This window comes from Nocardiopsis eucommiae (assembly GCF_965344335.1).
Lineage (GTDB): Bacteria > Actinomycetota > Actinomycetes > Streptosporangiales > Streptosporangiaceae > Nocardiopsis > Nocardiopsis eucommiae.
Map to the genome: position 1 here is coordinate 17,113 of NZ_CBDRIY010000047.1, position 25,532 is coordinate 42,644.

Sequence of the window (25,532 nt, forward strand, 5' to 3'; positions counted from 1 at the left end):
GCGATCTCAGCGGGGGTAGCGGCAGTAGCCGCGCTGGCGGAGACGCGAGGGGCACCGGCGCCTTCCGGGGCGGGAGGCGCGGTGCTCAGGGGAGGACGCGGTTCGCCAGGGCCACCTTCCGAAGCCGAGCAATAGCTCGGTGCTGGGCAACCCGTACCGCGCCTGCCGACATGCCAAGGAGATGTCCCGTCTCGTCTGCTGTGAGTCCTGTGATCACCCGCATCACCAGCAGTGTGCGCTGCTGTTCGGGCAGTTCGTCGAGGAGGGCCCTGGCCCGCTGGGCCTCGGACACGCGGACCGCCGACTCCTCGGGGCCGGGACCGTCGTCCGGCTGTTCGGGCACGGTGTCGGTGGGGACCGTCTCCACCCGACCGGCCACGCGGAGGGTGTCCGCGACCTTGTGCGCGGCGATGCCGAACACGAACGAGGCGAAGGGCCTGCCCCGGTCCTGGTAACGGGGGACGGCCGTGAGCAGGGCGATACACACTTCCTGCGCGACGTCGTCCGAGTAGTGTGCCAGGCCCGCGACCCGCGCCAGGCGGGTCCGGCAGTACCGCACCACCATGGGTCTGACCTCGCGCAGGAGCGAGTCCATGGCCCCGTCGTCGCCCCGGACGGCGAGTGAGCCCAGATGGTTCAACCCCGTGTCACTCGGAGCGGGGTCCGCCTCCTCGTGCCCCGGGGGCGTACCTGGCCGCTGCGCGGTAACGCCCTCGCGGGCGCCTGCATCCGTCACGTTAGGAATGATGCCCGCAGTTGAGGACCCAACCACTCCAATCAGCAACTACAGAATGGTTACATTTTGGGAAAATAGCCCGAAAACGGTACGTAGTCGCGAGTGTGAAACGGGTCTCTCGTGGTAGTGGGCGGGGGTGGGACGACAGCGCGCCCCACCCCCGGACCGGGCCCTCACGGACACCGACCGACGTCCCTAGTGGGCGTGGCCGTGACCGTCGTCCGCGTCCTCCTCGGGCTTGTCCGCGACCAGCACCTCGGTGGTCAGCAGCATGCCCGCGATGGAAGCGGCGTTCTGGACGGCCGAGCGGGAGACCTTGACCGGGTCGAGGATGCCCTCGGCGGTCAGGTCGCCGTAGGTGCCGGTGGCGGCGTTGTAGCCGTGACCGACCTCCATCTCGGAGACGCGGTGGGTGACCACGTAGCCCTCGGCGCCCGCGTTCTCCGCGATCCACCGGGCGGGCTCGACCAGCGCGCGGCGGACGATCGCCGCACCCGTGGCCTCGTCGCCGGTCAGGCCGAGGTCGTCCAGAGCGGTGGAGGCGTGCACCAGGGAGGCGCCGCCACCGGCGACGATGCCCTCCTCGATGGCCGCGCGAGTCGCCGAGATGGCGTCCTCGAGACGGTGCTTCTTCTCCTTGAGCTCGACCTCGGTGGCCGCGCCGACGCTCAGCACGGACACGCCGCCCGCGAGCTTGGCCAGGCGCTCCTGGAGCTTCTCGCGGTCCCAGTCGGAGTCGCTCGCCTCGATCTCCTTACGGATCTGGCGAACGCGGTCCTCCACCTCGGACTGCTCGCCGCCACCGTCGACGACGGTGGTGGTGTCCTTGGTGATGGTGATGCGGCGGGCCGAGCCCAGCACGGACAGGTCCGCGTTCTCCAGGGTCAGGCCGACCTCCTCGGAGATGACCTGGCCGCCGGTGAGCACGGCGATGTCCTGGAGCATGGCCTTGCGGCGCTCGCCGAAGCCGGGCGCCTTGACCGCGGCGACGTTGAGGGTGCCGCGCATGCGGTTGAGCACCAGGGCGCCCAGGGCGTCGCCCTCGACGTCCTCAGCGATGATCAGCAGCGGCTTCTTGCTCTGCACGACCTGCTCCAGCAGCGGGAGCAGCTCGTTCAGGTTGCCGATCTTGCCCTGGCTGATCAGGATCTGCGCGTCCTCGAGGACGGCCTCCTGACGGTCTCCGTCGGTGACGAAGTAGGGCGAGATGTAGCCCTTGTCGAACTGGAGGCCCTCGGTGAAGTCGAGCTCCAGACCGAAGGTCGGGGACTCCTCCACCGTGATGACGCCGTCCTTGCCGACCTTGTCGAAGGCCTCGGCGATGAGGTCGCCGATCTGGGCGTCCTGAGCGGAGTTGGTCGCCACGTAGGCGATGTCGGCGCGCTCCTTGATCGGCACGGCGCGCTCGAGCAGGATCTCGGAGACCCGGACGGCCGCGGCGTCGATGCCCTTCTTGAGGGACATCGGGGAGGCACCGGCGGCGACGCTGCGCAGGCCCTCGCGGACCAGCGCCTGCGCCAGAACGGTGGCGGTCGTGGTGCCGTCACCGGCGGCGTCGTTGGTCTTGGTGGCGACCTCCTTGACCAGCTGGGCGCCCAGGTTCTCGTAGGGCTCGTCCAGCTCGATCTCACGCGCGACGGTCACGCCGTCGTTCGTGATGGTGGGGGCACCGAACTTCTTGTCGATGACGACGTTGCGGCCGCGCGGGCCGAGCGTCACCTTGACGGCGTTGGCGAGGCGGTCCACGCCCCGCTCGAGGGCGCGGCGGGCGTCGTCCTCGAACTCCAGGATCTTCGGCATGTGTGAGTACTTCCTCTAACGGTTCGGGTCGAAAGAGAACATCCCGCCCCGCCCGGCTTCAGGGCCGACCGGTGCGGGATGTTCGAAGGCTCTGCGCCGAGAGCTACTTCTCGACGACCGCGAGGAGGTCGCGGGCGGAGAGAACCAGGTACTCCTGGCCGTCGTACTTGACCTCGGTGCCGCCGTACTTGCTGTAGAGGACGACGTCGCCGACGTTCACGTCGAGGGCGACGCGCTTGCCGTTGTCGTCAAGGCGACCGGGACCCACGGCCAGGATCTCGCCCTCCTGGGGCTTCTCCTTGGCGGTGTCCGGGATGACCAGACCGGAGGCGGTGGTCTGCTCAGCCTCCAGGGTCCTGACCACGACGCGGTCCTCGAGCGGCTTCAGCACGGTCTTGGTGGCGGTCGACACGGTGTGACCTCCCCCTTCAAAGTCTCGGTGTATCTGACGTCGGCCATGCGTGAGCACGAACCGACCACGTAAAAGGGGCGACCGCGGCGGCCTGTCGTCGCGGGTGCCAGACCGGCCTCGTCGCGTTTAGCACTCTACCCCCGAGAGTGCCAGAATGGAAATGTGGCGGGGGCCCGGACCGACGGGCGGGCCCGCCCCACCGTCGTGCCCACAGCAGGAGGTTCCATGCGCGTCCCCGCGTTCTCGGCGCTGCTCACCGACGCGGGACGGGAGGTCCTCGCCGGGGTGGACCCCGCCGCCACGGCCAGCGACCCCCTGGCCACCGCGTCGCGGCTGCGCGCCGACCCACGGGTCGCCGCGCTCGCCCCCGACCTCCCGGTTTCCGAACTGGTCAACGCCGTGATGACCCAGGTGGGCCTGCGGGAGCGCGGCCGGGCCAAGTTCGGGGAGAACGCCGCGCGCATGTTCTTCACCCCGAACGGCCTGGAGCAGTCCACCCGCCGGAGCGTGGCCGAGTACCGCGCCGAGCGCACCGCCGGGCACCTGCCCGCCTCGGTGGCCGGGGGCGCCGTCGCGGGCGACCTGTGCTGCGGGATCGGCGCCGACCTCCTGGCCCTGGCCGGGCGCGGCGTGCCGGTGGAGGGCGTGGACGCCGACCCCCTGACCGTGGCGGTGGCCCGGGCCAACATCGAGGCGTTGGGGCTGTCCGCGCACGCCCGGGTCCGGGAGGGTGACGTGAACGGGGTCGCGGTGGGTGACCACCCCCTGCTGTTCTGCGACCCGGCCCGGCGCGGAGGGCGGGGCCGGGTGTTCGACCCGGCCGCCTACTCGCCACCGTGGGACGTGGCCACCCGACTGGCGGAGGGTGCGGAGGCCGCGTGCCTGAAGGCCGCCCCGGGGATTCCGCACGAGGTCCTCTCCCCCGCCGCGTCAGCCGAGTGGATCTCGGTGGACGGGGAGTTGAAGGAGACCGCTCTGTGGTTCGGCGGGCTGGGCTTCGGCCCGGACGGGCCACGACGGCGCGCGACGGTGCTGCACGAGCGCGCGGGCCTGTTGGCGAGCGAGGGCGCGGTGGCGCACCTGGACGAGGAGACGGGCCTGGGCCCGGCGCCGGTCGCGCCCGCCCGGCGCTACCTGTACGACCCGGACCCGGCCGTGGTCCGCTCCCACCTCGTGGCGGAGGCGGCGGCACGGGTGGACGGCGCGCTGCTGGACGAGCGGATCGCCTACTTCACCTCGGACCGGCCCGAGCGCTCACCCCTGTGGCGGGTGCTGGAGGTGCTGGAGTTCGCGCCGTTCTCACTGAAACGCGTGCGCTCCTCGGTGCGTGCGCACAAGGCCGGAACGGTAACGATCAAGAAACGCGGTTCGGCGGTGGACACCGAGAAACTCCGACGTGATCTGCGCGCCTCGGGACCGGAATCGGTGACGGTCGTCCTCACACGAATCGGCGAGAAACCGTTCTACCTGCTGTGCCGTGAAACCGAGGCGGGATAGGACCTCCGGAAGCACCGCCTCGGCCCGCGTTCGAGTGCGACCGGGGCCACATTCGGAACCGGCCGCGCAGACCATATCGTTATCTCCCGTACCCATATCTTTCGCGGACCCCTGGGGTCTCGTGGGACTGTGTCGTTAAACTGGCGCCGCAGATTTCTTTCCCTTCTCATGGGTTCTCCGGAAGGCCGTGCTCGTGTGATCCGTTCAGCGGTTCGGTCGGCACCGGACCCACGCCCCCCTTGTATACACACAGTCACACTTCGGTCACATTGGGGCGCGGTCGGCGCGGTGCATCGACCGCCCGGGGACCATCGAGAACCCGTCCGCGCGACCACCGTGCGGCGAAGTGGGCGGGAGCGCCAGAACCATAAGGAGCACCTCGGTGGAACAGACCAATCACAACTTCCTCAACGCTGGAGGCCAGGCCGGAGTCTCCGACCGGATGCGTGACCTGCTCTCCCAGGCCGCCCAGGAGCACGTCTCCGAGCAGAAGTCCCAGGGTGCCGTCAGCGAGGAGATGCGCCAGCGCCTTGAGGGCATGGAGTGGCTGCTCCGCGAGCTGCGCGAGCGCGAACTGACCGCGCTCGCCGAGGCGATCACCACCGTCGACGGTCGGATCGACGACTTCCTGGCACGTCCGCCCGAGTGGGCCGAGGCCCTGGCCGAGCACATCGAGGTGGTCGGCAGGCAGGTCAAGCCGCTGTCGGAGATGTCGTCCCTGCGGGCCGACACCCAGCGCGTGGCCGGACACCTGGACACCGCCCTCACCCGGCTCCAGCGCATGGCCGAGACCGGCAACCGCACCTCCGAGCAGGTCACCGAGATCAGCGAGCGCGTCACCGAGCTGGGCGAGACCGTCGGCACCCGCCTGGACGCCCTGGACCGGGCCCTGGCCGACCTCGGCACCCGCGCCGAGGCGATCGAGGCCTCGCTGTCCGCCCTGGACACCACCCTGGGCGAGCGCCACGAGGAGCTGAGCGCCACGGTCCGCACCACCCTGGCCGAGGGCAGGGAGCAGCTGGCCGAGGCGATCTCCGAGAGCCGCTCGACCGTCGAGACCGCCGTGAAGGAGAGCCGCGAGGCCCTCGAAACGGCCGGTCAGGAGCACCGCGAGGCCCTGGAGACCGCCACCGCCGAACTCGGTGAGCGCGTCACCACCGGCCTCACCTCCTCCCTGGAGGAGCGCACGACCGCACTGCGCGGCTTCGTCGAGGAGCGCACCGCCGAGCAGCACGAGACTCTGCTCTCCCGCCTCCAGGAGAACACCGGCGAGCTGGGTGAGCGCACCACCGCCCTCGCCGAGGAGCTGGGCGCCCTCGCCACGGCCTCCGGCGAGCGCCACGACACCCTCTCCCAGGAGCTGAGGGACCACGCGGCCGCTTCCCAGAAGCGCCACGAGGAGATCACCGGCAAGGTCACCGAGAGCGTCGGCCACCTGAACACCCAGGCCGAGGAGAACCACGCCGAGGCCACCGCGGCCGTCGCGGACGTCACCGGTTCGCTCGCCAAGCTGCGGGAGAACCACGAGAAGTCCCTGAACGACCTGCGTTCGCACGTGCGCCAGCGCCTGGCCGAGCTCGACGAGCAGATCGAGCTGGGTCGCACCGAGACCCGCGAGCACGCCGAGAGCACCGCCGAGGGGCTGCGCGAGTCGCTGACCAAGCGCACCGACTCCCTCTCCACCCGGATCGCGGAGGACGCCGCGAAGGTCGCCGCCGACCTGGCCGAGCTGCGGGGGTTCGTCCAGGAGGACAACGCCAAGCTGGCCTCGGAGGCCGAGGACCGGCACCAGACGCTGACCGAGGCGCTGACCGACCAGGCCGACGCCCACCGCACCGCGCTCGACGAGCGGCTGGAGCGCCACCGCGAGAGCCTCAACGGCAAGGTGGACAACCACCTGTCGCAGATCACCGGCAAGGTCGACCACGAGCTGGGCCGCCTCACCGACCGGTTCGACACCTTCGAGGGCCACTTCGAGGGCAGCTTCGAGGGCGTCGAGGGCAAGATCGACCGCGTCGACGGCCGGATCGACGGCCTCAACGGCCGCCTGGACGGCATCGACGGCCGGGTCAACGGCGTCGAGGGCCAGTTCGAGGGCGTCAGCGGTCACTTCGAGGGCGTCGACGGCCGCATGGAGGCCATCGACGACCGTCTGGAGGCGCTCAACCAGCGCCTCAACCAGCTGCCGCAGACCCTGGAGGTCAGTGAGCTGCACCGCCGCCTGACCGAACTGGTGGACCGTCCGCTGCTGGACCACTCCGGCAGGCTCGACGAGATCGACTCCCACGTCACCACGGCGGTGGACCCGGTCATCCGTGAGCTCAAGCAGCGCCCGGACCGCCACGAGCTGGAGGAGACCGTCACCGAGGCGGTCGAGAACTCGCACGACGACATCACCAAGCGGTTCTCCTCGCTGGAGGAGACCGTGCTCGCCCTGGCCGAGGCGCTGCTGCGCCCGGGCCGCGACGGCAAGAAGAAGCGCCGCCGCGACGAGGACGACGACGAGTAACCCCACGTCAGCGTGAGGGGCCCGGGGCGGTCACCGCCCTGGGCCCCTCATCTCGTCAGGAGGCCGAGCGGAGTGCCTCGGCGGTCAGTGCTTCTTCTTCCCGCCCCACTCCGGGGCAGCCCCCTGCTCGTACCGCTCCTGGAAGTGCTGGATGTAGGTCGCGGCCCGATCGCCCAGCTCAGGGTCGATCTCGTTGATGAGGGTATCGACCCTGGACACGTACCCCGTGGCCGCGCTGTCCCACTCCACCGTGCTGGTGGGCAGACGCCTCTCGTCGCCGTGCCCGATCAGAAGTCCCTTGTCCTCCAGGGTCTCCTCGTCGACCATGCCCCGGTCCCACATGCTCTGGAGGACCTGGAGGTTGGCGTGGTCCCGAATGTTCGACGGGTTGTTGAGGAGGTGCTCGTCCATGTCCTTGATGTACGTGAAGCCGATGCTCTCTTCGTACTTGTCGTCGTAGTAGTCCTTGACCGGCTGTTCCATGAGGCGCAGCAGGGTCTCCACAGCGATACCGGCCGGGGTCGCCTTGGAACCCGCTGACTGCACGGTGGAGGCGATGACGATGTTGTACCCGGTCTGCACCATCTGGTTGGCCTTCTCACGGGCCGTCTCGACGTCGTCGTGCCGATCCATGTACTCGGCGATGAGCGCGTTGGACATGGCGGACCGCAGGTCCGCGGCTCCGGCACCGCCGACCTTGTCGCCGAGCGTGTCCTTGTCGAGGTGGGCGTTGAGAATCCTGCGCTCCTGGTGTTCGACCAGGCTGACGATCGGCGCGGAGTACTCCTCATTGGAGAGCAGGAGCTGGAGGAACTTCTCGTGCTCCTCCTGCGGCAGGTGAAGCGCCATCTCACCGCCCCTGTGAAAGAGGTGGAGGTCGTCCTGGTCGTCATCGCCGCCCGCAGCCGCCCGGTAGCCCCGCTCGTTCGCGTCGATGGAGATGTCGTCCAGGTAGGCGCCGTACACCGACGCCAGGCTCTTGAGCACCTCGGGGTTGATCTCGGCGACCGAGGGCTGGTAGTCCTTGCCGCCCACCGCCGTGTCCAGGAACGGGTTGTCGCCGTCCTCGTTCTCCGTGGTGGTCAGGATCTCGATCAGCGCGCTCGCCGACCTCCCGGCGCGGTCGCGGTCCTCCTGGGAGTCGGAGTCCGCGTCCGCGGAGATCCAGTCGGTGAGCCCGCGGACCGCCTCGCCCTCGTCGGGCCACGGAATGGTGTACAGGTTCTCCACCATCCGGGCCGGGGTGAGGTGCTCGTGGTTCTCGTGCACCGGATAGTTCTTTCCGTCCGACCCCTCACCGGTGAGGATGACGTGGTTGGCCTCCTTGTTGCGGGTGGCCACCTCGATCACGTCCTGGAAGGTCTCCACCGGCGGGACCCCGTCGAGGGTGCTGCGCAGGAGCATGTCGGAGCCGGTGCGCAACAGGCTCGTCGAGAACTCCGTGCCCCCCTGGAGTTCGGGGTCGGAGTGCGTCAGGAACTCGCTCAGGTCCTGCCAGTCGTTCGACCACCCGGAGTAGCTCGACACGTCGATACCGGGGTCGTCCCCCTCCCGGGAGGGCTCGATCCGGTCCGGTCCCACGGCGGCCCGGCGCACGTCCTCGGGGAGACGCGACATGCCGCCGCCGACCTCCTCGTCGGAGAGCACGAGCATGCCGTCCGCCAGCCGTCGCTGGATGGTCGCGCGCAGCTCGTCGTCGATGTGGTCGCTGTCGGCCACCTCCCCCATGAACCACAGGAACCCCGGCTCGTGCCCCCTGCCGTCGCGACCGAGGACGTCATAGACGCTCTGTAGATAGGCGAGTTCCCCAGCACTCAGTTCGGTGCCGGACTCCCGGGCCTGCTCTGCCCGGAGGATCATGTTCTCCAGGAGCGCGAGAGTCATCGGGTCCGTCTTCAGCATGTCGATGCTGCCGTCGTGACCGCGGAAGACCGCGTCGAACAGGTGGACCGTGAGCACGGCGGTGTTGAAGTCCTCATCGACGACGTAGTAGTTGATGTCGCCGGTGGTCCGGTAGCCGATCTGCTGGTTGTCGCCGAAGTGGCCGCCCTCGGAGAGCTGACGGATGCGCTGCGGCGTCGGCCCGTCCTTCAGCGTGTCCTCGGTCTCCTGGCACCGTTCCTCGAACTTCGTCCAGAGGGTGCGCGCCTCGGCGTCGAAGGACCTCCTGACGGACTCGACCCGGGTGTAGCTGTCCTGTTCCACCGAGGGAATGGCGTTCACGGCCGAGCTGAGCCGGTACTTGACGTCGGCGATCCGCGCTTCGTACCAGTTGGTGTCCGTGAGGGTCTTGTCGAGGACGCCGTAGCCGTGCAGGCAGGCCAGGAGAGCGCTGCCCCAGGCCGCCTGGTTCTCAGTGGCGAGCCTCTTCAGTCCGTCACCGATGAGGTCGCTGAACTCACTGCCCACTCGGGACGTGATCGACTCGTACCCCTCGGACCTTCCCGCGATCTTGGCGTGCAACGCCTGGAACTCGTCCCGGGCCTTCTCGATCTGCCCCGCGTCGAACTCACATTCGGTGTAGTTCAGTAGAGACACGTCTGTGACTCCCGAATCTTCCTGGACCGGACCGCCTACCGGTTCACCTGGATGTTGGGGTTGAGGTGCTGGAAACCGTCGATGGGGGCCTGCGCCCTGCCATCCGTGAAGTCGTCCTCGGCCGACTGGTCCGTGCTGCTGACCCGGCTGGCACCGCTGCGGATGTTCGTCGCGAGCGTCGCGGCGTGCGTCTGGACCTGCTCCATGTGGGTGCCGTGCTCCTCGCCGAAGCCGTCCCAGCCGCCGATCGTCGGGTCGTGGTTGAGCAGACGCCTGGCCTCGTCGACGGCTTCCTGGAAGTCGCGTGGCAGTTCCCGTAGGTAGGAGGCGGCGTTCTGCGACTGCTCGCCCCCGCCGTCGGCGTCCCTGGTGTTGGCCGCCACTTCGCCCGACATGTGCTCACGCCCCTCCCTCACGCGCCGGGAACCGTTCCCGGCTGACCGTGGCACTCCCCAGTCAGTCAGTAGACGCTCGGAAGGCCCCGATGGTTCAGGGCCTTCGGATCCCGGACCGGCTAGGGCACGAGGACGATCTTGCCGAACTGCTCACCGGCCGCCAACGCCCGGAAGGCCTCGCGGGCGTCCCCGAGCGGCAGCACCCGGTCGATCACGGGACGCAGCCCGGTGCGTACGCACATCTCGGTGAGGGCGACCAGTTCCTCCTTGGTGCCCATGGTCGAGCCGAGCACCCGCAGCTGGAGGAAGAAGACCCGGGCGAGCTCGGCGGAGGGGGCGTCGCCGCTGGTCGCCCCGCAGGTGACGACGGCGCCACCGGGCTTGAGCGAGTGGAGGGAGTGCCGCCAGGTGGCCTGTCCGACCGAGTCGAAGACCACGTCCACCTTCTCCGGGAGCCGCTCCCCGGAGGGCAGCGCGGCGTGGGCGCCCAGCCCGAGGGCGCGGGCGCGCTTCTCCTCGCTCCTGCTGGTGACGTACACGCGGTGCCCGACCCGCGCGGCCATCGCGACGAGGGCGGCGGAGACCCCTCCACCGGCGCCCTGCACGAGGACCGTGGAACCGGGCCTCAGGTCGGCCTTGCCGAAGAGCATGCTGTAGGCGGTCAGCCAGGCGGTCGGCAGGCAGGCCGCCTCCTCGAAGGACAGCTCCGGGGGTTTGGGGACGAGGTTCGCGCGGGGGACCAGCACCTTCTCCGCGAGGGTTCCGTCGTGGATCTCCGAGAGGAGGGAGAAGCGCGGTGAGCGGCCCGGTTCCGACGGTTCCCGGACCACCCCGTGCACGATGACCTCGTTGCCGTCCTCGTCGATCCCGGCGGCGTCCCCGCCGAGGACCATCGGGAGGCGGTCCTCGCTCAGCGCGACCCCGCGCAGGCTCCAGAGGTCGTGGTGGTTGAGCGCGGCGGCCCTGACCCGGACGGTGGTCCACCCCTCGCGGGGCGCGGGGTCGGGCCGCTCACCGGCCTCCAGACCGGACAGGGGGTCGTCGAACGAGATGCGTGCAGCCGAGATCGCGAACATACCGGCACCCAACCACAGCGGCCCGGCGCAGTTCCCCGCAGGGTGCGCCGGGCCGGTGTCGAAGAGACCTCGGCTCCGCCGGTCCGGTGACCGGCGGAGCTCGGTGACTACACGGCCAGCGGGGACTCCACGGGCAGCGAGGTGTCCGTGGCCAGGTCCAGGGTGGACGGCGGCAGGCCCGCCGCGACCACCTCGGCGCCCAGGGCGGCGATCATCGCGCCGTTGTCCGTGCACAGACGGGGCCGTGGGACACGCAGCTCGATCCCGGCCTCCTGGCAGCGCTGTTTGGCCAGGACGCGCAGCGCCGAGTTGGCGGCCACTCCGCCACTGATCACCAGGGTGCTCACGCCGTGCTCCACGCAGGCGTCGACCGCCTTGCGGGTGAGCACGTCCACCACGGACTCCTGGAAGGCGGCGGCGATGTCGGCCACCACCAACGGGGCGCCCCGGCGTTCGGCGTCCTCCACGTGGCGGGCCACGGCGGTCTTCAGCCCGGAGAAGGAGAAGTCGTACGTGCCGTCGCCCCACTTGCCGCGCGGGAAGCGCATCGCCTTCGGGTCGCCCCGCTGGGCCGCCTGGTCGATGGGCGGGCCGCCCGGGTAGGGCAGCTCCAGCAGACGCGCGACCTTGTCGTAGGCCTCCCCGGCGGCGTCGTCGACGGTGTCACCGAGCGAGACCACGTCGGTGGCCAGGTCGTTGACCAGCAGCAGCGACGTGTGCCCGCCGGAGACCAGGAGGGCGATCGAGGGCTTGGGCAGGGGACCGTGCTCCAGCTGGTCCACGGCGACGTGTCCGACGAGGTGGTTGACCCCGTAGAGGGGCTTGCCGAGCGCCATCGCGTAGGCCTTGGCGGCGGAGACGCCGACCAGGAGGGCACCGGCGAGCCCGGGCCCGGCGGTCACCGCGACGGCGTCCACGTCGGACAGCTTCGCCCCGGCGGAGTCCAGGGCGCGGCGCACGGTGGGGGTCATCGCCTCCAGGTGGGCGCGGCTGGCCACCTCGGGCACCACACCGCCGAACCGCACGTGCTGGTCGACGCTGGAGGCCACCGACTCGCCCAGCAGCTCGCACCCCCGGACCAGCGCCACGCCGGTCTCGTCGCAGGACGACTCGATCCCCAGGATCAACGGCTCACTCATGGCTCCCCTTCTCCGCGACACGGCGCATGACGATCGCGTCCGCCCCCTTGTAGTAGCCCCGGCGCACGCCGATCGCCTCGAAGCCGAAACGTGTGTACAGGTCCTGGGCGCGCGGGTTGTCCGAGCGGACCTCCAGGAACATGTGGGTGACACCGCGCGCGGCGGCCTGGTCGAGGAGTTCGGTGAGCAGCGCCCGGCCGATCCCCCTCCCCCACGCGGTCTCCGCGACGGCCATGGTCTGGACGTCGCCCTCGGGCGGGACGAACCGCAGTCCGGCGTAGCCCAGGAGCCCGGTCTCGGACTCGGCCACCACGTAGTGGCGGGTGGCGGCCTCGGCCAGTTCGTCGCGGAGCACGCCCTCGGTCCAGGCGTCGAGCGGGAACAGGGCGCGTTCCAGGTCCATGACGGCCGGAACGTCGGCGGCGGTCATCTGGCGCAGCGCCACCGGCGCGGTCACCTCACCCACTGGCGCACCTTCTTCGGGGCTCCGGGCTCGACCGCGTCGGGACGGCGCAGGTAGAGCGGGGCGGGTTCGGCCAGTTTCTCGCCACGGTGCAGGCGCAGCAGGGCGAGCTCGGCCATGGCGGCGGCGTCCGGGTGGAGGGGTTCCAGGGCGGCGGTGTCCTCCGCGCCCAGCACGTCGGCGTACATGCGGGCGCCGTCCCCGACCAGCGGCAGGCCGCCGGTGTCGATCTCGGCGGGCCGGTCCACCCGCACCTCGCCCACCCGGGTGAGGTGGTCGTCGTAGCGCGCCCAGAACACCTCCTTGCGGCGGGCGTCGGTCATGCCCAGGAACGGCTCGGTCCTCCGGGTGGCGAAGGCCAGGGCGTCCAGGGTGGTGACCCCGTGGCAGGGGACGTCCAGCGCGTCGGCGAGGGCGTGGGCGGTGGCGAGGCCCACGCGCAGGCCGGTGTAGGGGCCGGGGCCCATGCCGACCGCGATGTGGTCGAGGTCGCCCAGCACGAGCCCGGACTCGGTGAGCAGGTTCTGGATGGTGGGCGCGAGGAGCTCGCCGTGGCGGCGGGCGTCCACCGAGCTGGCGCTGGCGCGCAGCAGGAAGGAGCCGTCGGGGGTGGTCTCCCCGATGGCGGCGGTGACCGCCGGGGTGGCGGTGTCGAAGGCCAGGAGCAGCACGGGAGTTCCGCCTATCCGTTCCCGGCGGCGGTGCCGGGCAGGTCGATGTCGGTCCACCGCGCGCCGACGGGGCGCAGGTGGACGGTGCGGGTGTCGTCGGGGTGGCGTTCGATCCGGATCTCCAGGCGGTCGTCGGCCAGGCCCTCGGCCACGCCCTCACCCCACTCGACGACGGTGACGGACTCGCCCAGGGTCATGTCCAGGTCGATGTCGTCGACCTCGTCGGGGCCGCCGAGCCGGTAGGCGTCCACGTGCACCAGGGCGGGCCCGCCGACCAGGGACGGGTGGATTCTGGAGATGACGAAGGTGGGCGAGGTGACCGAGCCCCGCACGCCGAGGCCCTGTCCGAGCCCCTGGGTGAGGGTGGTCTTGCCCGCTCCCAGCGGCCCGGAGAGGATCAGCAGGTCCCCGGGGCGGGAGAGTGCGGCCAGGTCACGGCCCAGAACGCGCATGTCCTCGTCCGTCGCGGCGGTGACCGCGTGGACGTGGGACGCGGTGGTGGCTGTGGTGTCTGTCATCGCTCTCACAGGTTGGTCCGTGTGGTGGTCAGCGTCGGAGCGCGCCGAAGGTCCCTCTTCACCCAGGTTAGGCCGGGTGGGGAAGGTTCGTGACCGATATCGGGGACTCCGTCAGCCGACGTACTCGCGGGGCACCCGGGAACCGATCCGCGTGATGATCTCGTACGGGATGGTGTCCAGGACGTCGGCCCAGTCCTGCGCGGTGGGCACGCCCCGGCTGGGGTCCCCGAACAGGACCGCGAGGTCGCCCGCGCTCACCGGGTCGTCTCCCACATCCACAACGAACTGGTCCATGCAGACTGTTCCCGCGATGGTGCGGCGGGCGCCGCCCAGCTGGACCGGGCCCCGGTTGGTGGCGGCGCGGGGCACCCCGTCCGCGTAGCCGAGCGGGACGAGGGCCAGGGTGGTCTCCTCCTGGGTGACGTACCGGTGGCCATAGGAGACGCCGCTGCCTGCGGGGACGCGTTTGGTGAGCGCGACCTTCGATTCGAGGGTCATCGCGGGCCGCAATTCGGGCACGTCCAAATCGGGGATCGGGCAGAGTCCATAACTCGCGATTCCGGCCCGCACCAGATCGAACCGAGCCTCCGGCAGGGTCAACAGCGCGGCCGAGTTCGCGATGTGCCGGACCTCCGGGGTCAGCCCCGCCTTGTCGGCCACCAGGAGCGCCTCGTGGAAGACGTCCAGCTGCGCCTGGATCGACGGGTGGCCGGGCTCGTCCGCGCAGGCGAAGTGCGACCACACTCCGGTGACCCGGACGCTGCCCTCCCGCTCCGCGAGCGCCGCGGCCTCGACCACGGAGGCCCAGTCGCCCCGGTTCACGCCGCCCCGGTTCAGCCCGGTGTCCGCCTTCAGCTGGACCCGCGCGACCCGGCCCAGGCGACGCGCCTCGGAGATCACCGTGTCCAGCACGGCACGGTCGCTGACACCGAGGTCGATGTCGGCCTCGATCGCCTCCCCCACGGGCTCGCCCGGCGGGATGATCCAGGACAGGACGGGCACGGTGATCCCGGCCCGGCGCAGCTCCAGCCCCTCCTTGATGAGCGCGGTCCCCAGCCACGCGGCGCCGCCAGCGATCAGGGCGCGCGCGGCGGGAAGCATCCCGTGGCCGTAACCGTCGGCCTTGACCACCCCCATGAGGGGCGTCCCCCCGGCCAGTTCACGGAGCAGCCGGGCGTTGGAGGTGATCGCGTCGAGATCGACGCGAGCGTGCGCGAAAGGAGCCATACCCACAGTGTTCCACGCGTGGGTTACCGCTGCGGAGCTGCGGGTATGTGGCCTACGACCGAGTTCGAGCCCTATTTTGGGGATATCGGTATGAACGAAATCGGAAGTGAACGAGCCGTCAACGTGACCCGGCTGTGGTCCGGCGGTCTGGCCACCGCGGTGGTCGCCGCTCTGGTCATCTTCGCCGGAACCCTGGTGGTTCGCGGGGTCTTCGGCGTCCCGGTGCTGGCACCGGAGGAGGCCGGGAACCTGGGTGACGCCGGGACGGTCGGTTACGCGCTCCTGGCGGGGCTGGTCGCGCTGCTCGCGACCGCACTGCTCCACCTGCTGCTGCTGTCCGCGCCCCGGGCGCTCTCGTTCTTCGGCTGGATCGTCGGTCTGGCCACGGCCATCGCGGCCGTAACGCCCTTCACACAGGGCGCCGAGATCTCCAGCCAGGTCGCGACGGGCCTGATCAACCTGGTCTGCGGTATCGCCATCGCCTCGCTGCTGCGCGGCGTCGGCCGGACCGCGGTCGTCAGCCGGGTCCCCCGGCAGGCCAGACGCGAGGCGGGCCCGGCGCTGCGCCACGAGGGCGTCCTGCCCGACGTCGACCAGCGGGAGTACGACCCCACGCGCTACCGCGCGATGGAGGAGGACGCCGAGTACGACGCGGCCCGGGGCCGCGCCGAGGCCCAGCGCGCGGAGGAGGACCGTGCCCGTCACGGCACCCGCGACGACTGACCGCGGACGTGACACCGCCGGGGGCGGGGACCCGAGAGGTCCCCGCCCCCTTCGCGTGCCAGGATTTCCACTGCACGGCAGAACCCGCCGTCGCACCGAACGGTCTCACCGTATGGCCCCAGAACTCAGCCCTCCGCCCCCGACGGGAGAGCCCACCCCATGTCCCAACCCCCACCCAGCCCCGACTCCGAGGCACAACAGCGCGAGAAGGAAGACAGGGCCACCCAACTGGAGGGAATGCTCCGTTGGGCTGGCTTGAGCGACCGGGGGATCGAGAAGCTCCGGAACGGTCAGGACCGCACCGGACTCGGCTGGCAGCGCCTGGCGAAGGCGGTGGAGAACAAGTACCCAGCCATGGGAAGGGATTCCAAGGACGCAGACGCGGTCCGCCCGGCGGTGATCGAGGGACTGCGCTTCGCTTATCAGGAAAGCTCCAGCCTCCAGGAGTTCGCATACCGATATGAATATTTCAAAGCTCTCTACGACGAACAGAAGCAAGATGTCTTTGCGAATAGAAATGACCTGACAAATTCAGAGAAGTACTCCCTGATCCACAGGAGACTGGCCACCACCGACGTCCAGGGCGTTCTCGACGCAGACACTGAGATCATTCACAGCGAACGGAAAGCCAAAAAAGTCGAGATCGACCTTGAGGGTAGCGACGAAGAGGTCACTGCCTCCATTCGCAGGCAGGCCGATGAAATCGGAATGGGTCACGACACCTCGACTGCCTATCATGCCAGAAAGCACTTCCTCGAACTACCGAGAGAGGAACAGAAGGGTCACCCGATCGCAGCCTACCTCAAAAGCCTGGCGAAAACGATTCGAGAAGGCGAGGTCAGCAGCTTTGAAAGATCAAACGAGGACAGGTCAGTCGGATTGACTATCGACCGAACCCTGTCAGCGCGACAAGGTGGACCACCAGAGAAACCCAAAGCCAAACACAGAGAGAACGAAGGCGTAAAAAAGGGCACACGTGTACTTCGTGCGAGAGTCTTTGTCCGCAATGAAACAGGGGCCATCGCACCCACTCTCTCAAAACAGAAAGCAGGCAAGGGAGACGACTATGAGCGAGGATAGTCGCGAGGAGGGCGTCATTTTGCACCTCTTCGAAAGTACCACTGGCGAGACGAACGGAACCGTCATCGCGCAAATTTTCGACGAGGCTTTGGACCGACTCGTCACCCAGTGGGCATATAATCAGATCGACAATCGCCAGTGGCCTTCGGGATTCGTGCGGAAAGTGGCTGATCTCGTTCGATCAGAGCGGAATCGGCAAGGCTTCATGTCCTATGTCGGCAAGTGTGAGATGTTCGCGTCACGCAGCATGCAGGATGGCTTCCAACGCTCCTGCTACTACCGAAGCCACATACAGATTCTTATCGACGATTTCGTTCCCTTTGCCGATCTCGTACATCCAGCAGACGTGGGTGCGCTGGCTGACATTGACGAAATCTACGTCGATGACGCCAATCAGATCCCGCCCATCCCCCCGGAGGACATCCCCTCCTGGGTGCCCGAGTCCCACTGGTGGTGGCGGGCTCCCACACGCCTTGACATGAGCCAGCAGGAAATCGACGAAAAGCTCAACGACTACCACCCCGAGGACTGGGAAACCCCATGACCAACTCCGACGACCGTCGCTCCCCGGTGGAGAGCCGCCTCCAGCGGGACATCGCTGAGGTGAACGCCCTGGGGCGGGGCGGCGTCCGCGTCGACCTGAGCGCCGGGTCCAAGGCCGTGGTGAAGGCCCTGCGCGAGTCCGCCGACCGGATCGGATTCGACTCCCCGATCAACGCGGCGGTGCACGTCATGCGCCGCCTCGACGAACTCCCCCCGGCGGAGCGCGGGAACCCGATCCCCTCGTACCACGCCTCCGCCTCGGAGTCCGTGCGCACAGGGCGGGCCAGGTCCGGAGGCGTCGACGAGGGTGTGTTGAGCCTGCTCTTCGAGCGGGTCGCCCCCCTGACTCCTCTGGCCACGGTCACACTCGCGACCCAGGTGGAGATCGTGGGCGACGGCACGGCCTACCTGGCCGAGCACGGCTGGCCCTCTCCCCCGCAGCGCCCCGTCCACGCCTTCACCGGCAGCCCCGGGGAACTACTGGAGCGGGCCCGGGTCGACCTCGCCGACCCGGAGGTGCCCCTGGAGCAGTCGTTGCTGTTGCTGTGGGGAGCCCGCATCGGTTCGGCCGACCTGGTCGGCACGCAGGAGCAGCGCCTCTCGGTCGCGGAGCGTGCCGGGGTACGCGGCGGGGAGATCCGTAGGACGCTGTCCCGAGCCGGGCAGCTGGCCTCCGGCCCCGAGTGGTACGCGGCCTGCCTGTACCGGTCGATGCTGGAGAACCTGTTCGAGGGCTTCCTGGGCGCGGTGGCCTTCGCCGTGGTCAAGCCGGAGGACATCGACGACGTCGACGAGGAGCTGAGGGAGGGGCTGCCCCAGGCCGAGGACGCCGTCCCCTCGGCGGTCCCGGCCGGTGTGCCCGAGGGGCACTGGTGGTGGCGGGCCCCGTTCGCCCGTTCCTGATCCACCGCCGAGGCGTGGGCCCGACCACGGGCCCCGCTCCGGTCAGGCGCCCATGACGAGGGACTCGGCGTGCTCGGGGCTCAGGCAGTGCTCGATGACCATGACGGCCGCGCCGATCACGCCCGCGCTCTCGCCCGCCTTGGACGAGGCGATGCTCAGGTTCTCCGTGGCCAGCGGCAGCGAGCGCTGGTAGATGACCTCCCGGACCCCGGCGAGCAGGTGGTCCCCGGCCATGGCCAGCGCACCCCCGACGACGATCACCGACGGGTTGAACATGTTCACCGAGGCGGCCAGGACCTCACCGACGTCGCGTCCCGCCTGACGCAGGGCGCGCAGCGCCGGGACCGACCCGTTGCGGGACAGCTCCACCACGTCGCGGGCGCCCGAGGCGGGGACCCCCTCGGCGGTGAGGGCCTCCGCGAGCGCGTGTCCGCTGGCCACCGCCTCCAGGCAGCCGGTGTTGCCGCAGCGGCAGGGCCGGTCGGCTCCGCTGGGCACGTGGATGTGCCCCATGTCCCCCGCGGCCCCCTGGGCGCCCCGGTAGACGCTGCCCTCGCTGACGATCCCGCAGCCGATGCCCGTGGCGACCTTCACGAAGAGCAGGTGGCTCGCGGTGGGCCAGGCGACGTGGTGTTCGCCGACAGCCATGATGTTGACGTCGTTGTCCACCAGCACGGGCCGGTCGATGCGGCCGCGCACGTGGCCGGACACGTCGAAGCCGTCCCAGCCGGGCATGATCGGCGGGTTGACCGCGCGTCCGGTGGAGTGCTGGACGGGTCCGGGCAGGCCCACGCCGACGCCGAGCAGGTCCCCGGTCCCGCGTCCGGCCGAGGCGAGCAGGGCGAGGCCGTGGTCCACCACCCAGTCCAGGACGTGTTCGGGGCCCAACGCGATGTCGATGTCGGCCCGGTCCTCCGCGAGCACCGTCCCCGACATGTCGGTGAGGGCGAGCCGGGCGTGGGTGGCGCCCAGGTCGGCGGCGAGCACCACGCGCGCGTCCGGGCGGAACGAGAAGGTCGTGGGCGGGCGCCCGCCGGTGGAGACGGCCTCACCGGCCGGGCCGATGAGCCCGCTGGCCAGGAGCGCGTCCACGCGCTGGGTGACGGTGGAGCGGGCCAGACCGGTGACGGAGGCCAGTTCGGAGCGGGTGCGTGGGCGCCCGTCGCGCAGCAGCCGGAGAAGGGTCCCGGCACCCGGCACGGCCGCGGCGGCCGGGGATCGCAGTGAGGCTGTCAGCGCGTCTTCCGTCATGGGACCAGTGAAGCACAGGATCTATTGAGTGGCCGTCATCCATCTATTTTGTCCACATCCGGCAACTTATGCTTGACCTTCGACATAAGTCGGACGTAACGTCTCGGTCATGTCAGTGAAACAGGTCACAGGTCTGGGTGGTTCGCCGGGACACTCCGCCCCCTCGGCCTACCGCGCCGCGGTGATCGGCACCGGCTTCATGGGCCGGGTCCACACCCACGCCGTCCGCGCCTCCGGCGGCGAGGTCGTCGGCGTGGCCGGGTCCTCCCCCGCCAGGGCCGAGGAGTTCCGCGCCGCCCACGGCCTCGCCTCAGCCCACGCCGACCCCCTCGAACTGATCCACCGACCCGACGTCGACGTGGTGCACGTGTGCACCCCCAACCATCTGCACGCACCCCTGAGCCTGGCCGCCCTCGCGGCGGGCAAGCACGTGGTCTGCGAGAAGCCCCTGGCCACCGACGCCGAGACGGCCCGTGGTCTCACCCGCGCCGCGCACGAGGCCGACCGTGTCGCCGTGGTCCCCTTCGTCTACCGCTTCCACCCCATGGCCCGCGAGGCCCGCGCCCGGGTCGCCTCGGGCGCCGTCGGCCGGATCGGCCTCGCCCACGGCGGCTACCTCCAGGACTGGCTCCTCCACCCCGAGGAGGACAACTGGCGCGTCGATCCGAAGATCGGCGGCCCCACCCGGGCCTTCGGAGACATCGGCTCGCACTGGTGCGACATGCTGGAGTTCGTCACCGGCGACCGGATCAACGCGGTGAGCGCCCAGACCTCACGGTTCAACGAGCACCGGGGCGAGGCGGGCCGCGCGGTCACCACGGAGGACCTCGTCGCCCTCCAGTTCTCCACCGAGGGCGGGGCCGTGGGGACCGCCGTGATCAGCCAGGTCTCCCCCGGCCGCAAGAACCAGCTGGTGCTGGAGGTCTCCGGCACCGAGGGCTCGCTCCGCTTCGACCAGGAACGCCCCGAGACCCTCTGGGCGGGCGGGCGCGACCACACGACGATCATCTCCCGCGACGACCCCGGCCTCGGTCCGGACGCCGCCCGCATGGTCACCCTCCCGGTCGGCCATCCGCAGGGCTACCAGGACTGCTTCAACGCCCTGGTAGCGGACACCGGAGCCGCCGTGGCGGGCGGGGAACCCGAGGGCCTCCCCGTCTTCGCGGACGGCCTGCGGGCCGCCGTGCTCGCGGAGGCCGTGCTGGAATCGGCCCGCGAGCGCCGCTGGGTCGACCTGCCCCGAACGGACCCCTAGGGTGCGCGCGCCAGAGATCCGATCCGCCCAGGTTTGTACGAATGGCCGAGACACCCTCGACCGCGACGACCTGGACCGGTTACGGAACGTGAACCCAGGGGCCTCAACAGGTCACCCAGGGCCCCTGGTCAACGCGACCGCCACCAAGCACAATGCCAGCGAGTCGTCTCGCCCAGGTTCCTCCCTGCCCCCGACGAAAGGAGCCGCCGTGGACTGATCACACCGATGAGGCGGCCACCCCCCGCTTCCGAACGCGATAGCAGGTACTCCCCGACGGTTCGCCGTACGCGGCCCACCGTCCCTGCCGTCGGCGCCGGCACGCCGCACGGACTCATCGACCCCCCACCCCCAGGTGAGGTTTCCCGTGATCAAGAGACCCCTACGAACGCTGGGCGCGCTGACGGCGAGCATCGCGTTGGCCCTCGGGCTGACGTCGGTCCCGGCCCAGGCCGACGCCGTGGAGGAGGAGCCGTTCACCGCGCTCATCTTCTCCAAGACCACCGGCTTCCGACACGACTCCATCCCGTACGGCGTCGCCCTCTACGAGGCGCTGGCCGAGGAGCACGGCTTCGAGACCGAGCACTCCGAGGACGCCGACATCTTCAACCCGGAGGACCTGGCCCGCTTCGACGCGGTCATCTGGCTCTCCACCACAGGTGACGTCCTGGACGAGGGCCAGCAGGCCGCGTTCGAGGAGTACGTCCAGGCCGGCGGCGGCTACGTCGGCGTCCACTCCGCCTCCGACACCCACTACGACTGGGAGTGGTACGGCGACCTGGTCGGCGCCTACTTCGCCAGCCACCCGCCCGGCACCCAGGACGCCGAGGTGATGGTCAACGACCGCGCCCACCCCTCCACGTCCATGCTTCCGGCGAGCTGGGACCGGCACGACGAGTGGTACGACTACGACGTCAGCCCGCGCGGCGACGTCCACGTCCTGGCGGGCCTGAACGAGGCCTCCTACGAGGACGTCGTCGACCCGGCCGGGCAGATGGGCTTCGACCACCCGATCGCCTGGTGCCAGGTGTACGACGGCGGCAGGTCCTGGTACACCGGCGGCGGCCACACCGTCGAGTCGTACTCGGAGCCGGAGTTCACCGCCCACCTGCTCGGAGGACTCCAGTGGGCCGCCGGACAGGTCGAGGGCGACTGCGGCGCCACCCAGTGGGACAACTTCGAGAAGGTCACGCTCGCCCAGGGCGAGGAGAACGTCGGCGAGCCGATGGGCATGGCCGTGCTCCCCGACGGCCGGATCATGCACACCTCCCGCAACGGCCAGGTGTCCATGTGGTCCCCCGAGACCTACAGCACCAACGCGCTCGCGGACGTCCCGGTCTACGACCACGACGAGGACGGGCTCCAGGGCATCGCGCTCGACCCGGACTTCGAGGAGAACGGGTGGGTGTACCTCTACTACGCGCCCGTGATCGACGGCGTCCCCTCGGGCGCCGCACCGGAGAACGGCTCCGCGGAGGACTTCGAGCCCTTCGAGGCGCACAACAACCTCTCGCGCTTCCAGTTCGTGGACGGTGACGAACCCTCGCTGGACCTGGAGAGCGAGCAGGTGATCCTGGAGGTCGAGGCCACCCGGGGCATGTGCTGCCACGTCGGCGGCGACATCGACTTCGACCCCGACGGCAACCTCCTGCTCTCCACCGGCGACGACACCAGCGCCTTCGGTTCGGACGGGTTCAGCCCGCACGACGAGCGCGAGAGCCGCAACCCGGCCTTCGACGCCCAGCGCAGCTCCGGCAACACGAACGACCTGCGCGGCAAGCTGATCCGCATCGCGGTCGACGAGGACGGCGGATACGACATCCCCGAGGGCAACCTGTTCCCGCCCGAGACCTCCGACGCGGACCTGACCCGTCCCGAGATCCTGGCGATGGGTCTGCGCAACCCGTTCCGGTTCTCCGTCGACCAGAACGACGGCAGCGTCTACCTGGCCGACTACGGCCCGGACTCCCCCGTGGCCGACCCCGAACGCGGCCCGGAGAACACGGTCACCTGGCACCACATCACCGAGCCGGTCAACATCGGTTGGCCGTACTGCATCGGGAACAACTCCGCCTACAACAAGTACGACTTCGGGTCCGGCACCTCCGGGGAGGCGTTCGACTGCGACGCCCCGGTCAACGAGTCGCCGCGCAACACCGGCCTGACGGAGCTGCCCCCGGTCACCCCGGCGGCGATCTGGTACGGCTACGACGAGTCCGAGGAGTTCCCGCACCTGGGCACCGGCGGCGGCGCCCCGATGGGCGGCCCGGCCTACGACTTCGACCCGGAGCTCGACTCCGAGAACAAGTGGCCCGAGTACTACGACGGCGTCCCGCTGCTGTACGAGTGGAGCCGCCAGTGGATCAAGCAGGTGCACCTGGACGACGAGGGCGGCGTCCTCGACATCACCGAGACCGTCCCGGACATCGACCTGGCCAACCCCATGGACATGGAGTTCGGCCCGGACGGCGCCCTGTACGTGCTGGAGTACGGCTCCGGCTGGTTCGGCGGGTCCGCGGACTCGGCGATCTCCCGCATCGACTACTCCGGTTCCGGAGACAGCCCGGTGGCCCGGATCGGCACCAGTGCCACCTCCGGCCCGGCACCGCTGACCGTCGAGTTCTCCGGTGAGGACTCCTTCCACCCCGGGGGCCTGGCCTTCGACTACGCGTGGAACTTCGGGGACGGCACGACCTCGACCGACCCCGCGCCCACGCACACCTTCGAGGAGGCGGGCCGGTACAACGTCAGCCTCACGGTGACCGACTCCGAGGAGCGCACGGGCACGGCCACGGTGACCATCACCGCGGGCAACACCGCGCCCGAGGTCGCCTTCGACACCCCCCGGGACGGTCAGTTCTTCGACTGGGGCGACGAGATCCCGTTCGACGTGACCGTGGAGGACGCCGAGGACGGGTCCATCGGGGACGGCATCGACTGCGCCGAGGTGGAGGTCACCTCGTCGCTGGGCCACGACACCCACGCACACCCCTGGACCCAGTACGAGGGCTGTGAGGGTGTGAGCGTCACCGGGACCGACGGCGGTCACGGCCACGACATGAACATCTTCTGGGTCCTCCAGGCCGAGTACACCGACCACGGCGGGGACGGCGTCCCGGCGCTCACCGGCAGCGACGGGGTCAAGCTCAACCCGTCGCGGATGCAGGCGCAGTACTTCACCGGCTCCGAGGGCGTGGTCACCGACACCACGGAGGACCCCAACGGGGGCCTGCGCAACCTCGGCGGCATCCACCACGGCAGCTGGGTCTCCTACGACCCGGTCAACCTGCACGGCGTCGAGCAGATCGGCTTCCGTGTGGCCTCGGACGGGGCGGGCGGCACCATCGAGGCCCGCGCCGACTCACCCGACGGTGAACTGGTCGGCTCGGTCGACGTCGCCCCCACCGGCGGCTGGCAGGAGTGGACCGACGTCACGATGGACGACGTCACCGACCCCGGCGGCACCATCGACCTCCACCTCGTCTTCGTCAACGACGGGGCCGGGGACGAGGCGCTGTTCAACGTCAACTACTTCGACGTGAACGCGGACCACGAAGGCGGACACGAGGACGGGCCCGAGACCGAGCTGACCAGCCCGGCCGACGGCGCGACCTTCGGGTCGGGCGAGGACGTCCCCCTCGCGGCGGACGTCACCGACCACGGTGACGCCGGGATCGAGGAGGTGGAGTTCCTCGTGGACGGGCAGCCGGTCGCCACGGTGGCCGAGGGCCCCTACGAGGCCTCCTGGACCGACGTCCCGGACGGCGAGTACGCGGTCAGCGCCGTGGCCACCGACGGTGAGGGGCGTACCGGCACCTCCGCCACGCACACCATCACGGTCGGGGACGAACCCGCCCCCGTGGAGTGCGCGCCGCCCAACCTCGACGACGGCTACCGCGCCCTGTGGGACGGCGAGTCCCTGGACGGCTGGAACATGGCCGGACCGGGGAGCTTCGAGATCGTCGACGACGGTGACGGGTGCGTCCTCCAGACCGAGGGCGGCATGGGCCTGCTCTGGCACGAGGACGAGCTCGGCTCGTACCGGATGAAGCTGGACTACCTCACCCACGAGGAGTCCGACAACTCCGGTGTCTTCGTCGGCTTCCCCGACCCGGGCGACGACCCGTGGGTCGCGGTCAACGAGGGCTACGAGATCCAGATCGATCCGTACGGCGCCCCCGACGGTGACCCCCTCACCCAGACCGGGGCCGTCTACACGTTCCAGGCCGCCTCCTCCCACCCGGAGGTCGTGGGTGAGTGGAACACGATGGAGATCGAGGTCGACGACCCGATGATCCGCGTGTGGATCAACGGCGAGCTGGTCAACGAGTTCGAGAGCACCGACCCGGCCCGTGACCTCTCGGCCGGACGCGTCGGGCTCCAGAACCACGGCGCGAACGACCTCGTGTGGTTCCGCGACGTCCAGGTCACCGACCTGGAGGACGAGACGGAGGCGTTCACCTTCGCCGAGGTCCACGAACGGGTCGGGGAACTGGCCGAGGCGGGCGGACTGACGTTCTCGGAGGCCACCCGTCTCACCCGTCAGCTGGAGCTGGCCGAGCACCACGTGGACGCGGGCCGGCCCGCGCAGGCCGGACGCTCGCTCGACCGGTTCCGGACGACCGCCGAGACCGTGGCCGACCCCGACACCCGAGAGGAGCTGGGGCGCCTGGCCGACGGCCTCGAACACCTGACCGCACCACCCGAGTAGTCCCGGATCAGCAGTAACGCGACGAACCGTGGGGGGGGGGGGGGGGGGGGGGGGGGGGGGGGGGGGGGGGGGGGGGGGGGGGGGGGGG

20 protein-coding genes are annotated in these 25,532 nt (G+C 70.2%); 8 read left to right on the forward strand and 12 right to left on the reverse strand.

The features are described 5' to 3' along the window. Positions 1–85: 85 nt before the first annotated feature. The 3 genes from ACRWK8_RS23470 to groES form a co-directional block, all read right to left on the reverse strand. Complete coding sequence (locus ACRWK8_RS23470; protein WP_378742114.1) at positions 86–736, reverse strand: sigma-70 family RNA polymerase sigma factor; 651 nt, start codon at positions 734–736, stop codon at positions 86–88. Positions 737–931: 195 nt separating this feature from the next. Then, a complete protein-coding gene (gene groL, locus ACRWK8_RS23475; RefSeq protein ID WP_378742112.1) occupies positions 932–2,536 on the reverse strand; it encodes a chaperonin GroEL in 1,605 nt (534 codons plus the stop codon). 103 nt (positions 2,537–2,639) lie between these two features. Beyond that, positions 2,640–2,948 carry a co-chaperone GroES gene (gene groES, locus ACRWK8_RS23480; RefSeq protein WP_017543880.1) on the reverse strand — a complete coding sequence of 103 codons (309 nt, stop codon included), beginning with the start codon at positions 2,946–2,948 and terminating at the stop codon, positions 2,640–2,642. Between the two features lie 225 nt (positions 2,949–3,173). Between groES and ACRWK8_RS23485 the strand changes: the two genes are divergently transcribed. Both ACRWK8_RS23485 and ACRWK8_RS23490 read left to right on the forward strand, forming a co-directional pair. Beyond that, a complete protein-coding gene (locus tag ACRWK8_RS23485) occupies positions 3,174–4,445 on the forward strand; it encodes a THUMP-like domain-containing protein (protein WP_431872890.1) in 1,272 nt (423 codons plus the stop codon). Positions 4,446–4,827: 382 nt separating this feature from the next. After that, a complete protein-coding gene (locus tag ACRWK8_RS23490) occupies positions 4,828–6,954 on the forward strand; it encodes a hypothetical protein (RefSeq protein WP_431872891.1) in 2,127 nt (708 codons plus the stop codon). Positions 6,955–7,038: 84 nt separating this feature from the next. Here ACRWK8_RS23490 and ACRWK8_RS23495 read toward each other — a convergent pair whose 3' ends face one another. The 8 genes from ACRWK8_RS23495 to alr form a co-directional block, all read right to left on the reverse strand. Beyond that, positions 7,039–9,492 (reverse strand): TPR repeat domain-containing protein, encoded by a 2,454-nt coding sequence (locus ACRWK8_RS23495; RefSeq protein ID WP_431872892.1) that lies wholly within the window; start codon positions 9,490–9,492, stop codon positions 7,039–7,041. 35 nt (positions 9,493–9,527) lie between these two features. Continuing rightward, positions 9,528–9,887 (reverse strand): hypothetical protein, encoded by a 360-nt coding sequence (locus ACRWK8_RS23500; RefSeq protein WP_352388053.1) that lies wholly within the window; start codon positions 9,885–9,887, stop codon positions 9,528–9,530. A gap of 119 nt (positions 9,888–10,006) precedes the next feature. After that, a complete protein-coding gene (locus ACRWK8_RS23505) occupies positions 10,007–10,963 on the reverse strand; it encodes a zinc-binding dehydrogenase (protein WP_378742106.1) in 957 nt (318 codons plus the stop codon). A 107-nt stretch (positions 10,964–11,070) separates the two neighbouring features. Further along, the gene (gene tsaD / locus ACRWK8_RS23510) at positions 11,071–12,102 is read right to left on the reverse strand and encodes a tRNA (adenosine(37)-N6)-threonylcarbamoyltransferase complex transferase subunit TsaD (protein ID WP_431872893.1); all 1,032 of its coding nucleotides are present in this window, start codon (positions 12,100–12,102) and stop codon (positions 11,071–11,073) included. Then, positions 12,095–12,532 carry a ribosomal protein S18-alanine N-acetyltransferase gene (rimI, locus tag ACRWK8_RS23515; RefSeq protein ID WP_378742449.1) on the reverse strand — a complete coding sequence of 146 codons (438 nt, stop codon included), beginning with the start codon at positions 12,530–12,532 and terminating at the stop codon, positions 12,095–12,097. The genes tsaD and rimI overlap by 8 nt, the downstream gene beginning before the upstream one ends. A 23-nt stretch (positions 12,533–12,555) precedes the next feature. Then, entirely contained in the window at positions 12,556–13,236 is a 681-nt protein-coding gene (tsaB, locus tag ACRWK8_RS23520; RefSeq protein ID WP_378742102.1) for a tRNA (adenosine(37)-N6)-threonylcarbamoyltransferase complex dimerization subunit type 1 TsaB, read from the reverse strand. Positions 13,237–13,247: 11 nt separating this feature from the next. Next, the gene (tsaE, locus tag ACRWK8_RS23525; RefSeq protein WP_378742099.1) at positions 13,248–13,754 is read right to left on the reverse strand and encodes a tRNA (adenosine(37)-N6)-threonylcarbamoyltransferase complex ATPase subunit type 1 TsaE; all 507 of its coding nucleotides are present in this window, start codon (positions 13,752–13,754) and stop codon (positions 13,248–13,250) included. Between the two features lie 111 nt (positions 13,755–13,865). After that, on the reverse strand, positions 13,866–14,981 hold the full coding sequence (gene alr, locus ACRWK8_RS23530; protein WP_431872894.1) for an alanine racemase: 1,116 nt from the start codon (positions 14,979–14,981) through the stop codon (positions 13,866–13,868). A gap of 90 nt (positions 14,982–15,071) precedes the next feature. On the opposite strand from alr, the gene ACRWK8_RS23535 reads away from it, so the two are divergent. From ACRWK8_RS23535 to ACRWK8_RS23550, 4 genes are all read left to right on the forward strand, one after another. Beyond that, entirely contained in the window at positions 15,072–15,704 is a 633-nt protein-coding gene (locus ACRWK8_RS23535) for a DUF6069 family protein (protein ID WP_378742094.1), read from the forward strand. 159 nt (positions 15,705–15,863) lie between these two features. Further along, on the forward strand, positions 15,864–16,784 hold the full coding sequence (locus tag ACRWK8_RS23540) for a hypothetical protein (RefSeq protein ID WP_431872895.1): 921 nt from the start codon (positions 15,864–15,866) through the stop codon (positions 16,782–16,784). Continuing rightward, positions 16,771–17,328, forward strand: coding sequence for a hypothetical protein (locus ACRWK8_RS23545; RefSeq protein ID WP_431872896.1), 558 nt, complete (start codon positions 16,771–16,773; stop codon positions 17,326–17,328). Before ACRWK8_RS23540 ends, ACRWK8_RS23545 begins: the two co-directional genes overlap by 14 nt. Continuing rightward, the gene (locus ACRWK8_RS23550; RefSeq protein WP_431872897.1) at positions 17,325–18,230 is read left to right on the forward strand and encodes a hypothetical protein; all 906 of its coding nucleotides are present in this window, start codon (positions 17,325–17,327) and stop codon (positions 18,228–18,230) included. Before ACRWK8_RS23545 ends, ACRWK8_RS23550 begins: the two co-directional genes overlap by 4 nt. Before the next feature lie 42 nt (positions 18,231–18,272). Here the strand turns inward: ACRWK8_RS23550 and ACRWK8_RS23555 are convergent, their stop codons facing one another. Continuing rightward, on the reverse strand, positions 18,273–19,481 hold the full coding sequence (locus ACRWK8_RS23555; RefSeq protein WP_378742086.1) for an ROK family transcriptional regulator: 1,209 nt from the start codon (positions 19,479–19,481) through the stop codon (positions 18,273–18,275). A gap of 115 nt (positions 19,482–19,596) precedes the next feature. Between ACRWK8_RS23555 and ACRWK8_RS23560 the strand changes: the two genes are divergently transcribed. Both ACRWK8_RS23560 and ACRWK8_RS23565 read left to right on the forward strand, forming a co-directional pair. After that, on the forward strand, positions 19,597–20,736 hold the full coding sequence (locus ACRWK8_RS23560) for a Gfo/Idh/MocA family protein (protein ID WP_431872899.1): 1,140 nt from the start codon (positions 19,597–19,599) through the stop codon (positions 20,734–20,736). 364 nt (positions 20,737–21,100) lie between these two features. Then, a complete protein-coding gene (locus ACRWK8_RS23565; RefSeq protein WP_431872898.1) occupies positions 21,101–25,444 on the forward strand; it encodes a ThuA domain-containing protein in 4,344 nt (1,447 codons plus the stop codon). Positions 25,445–25,532: the final 88 nt, after the last annotated feature.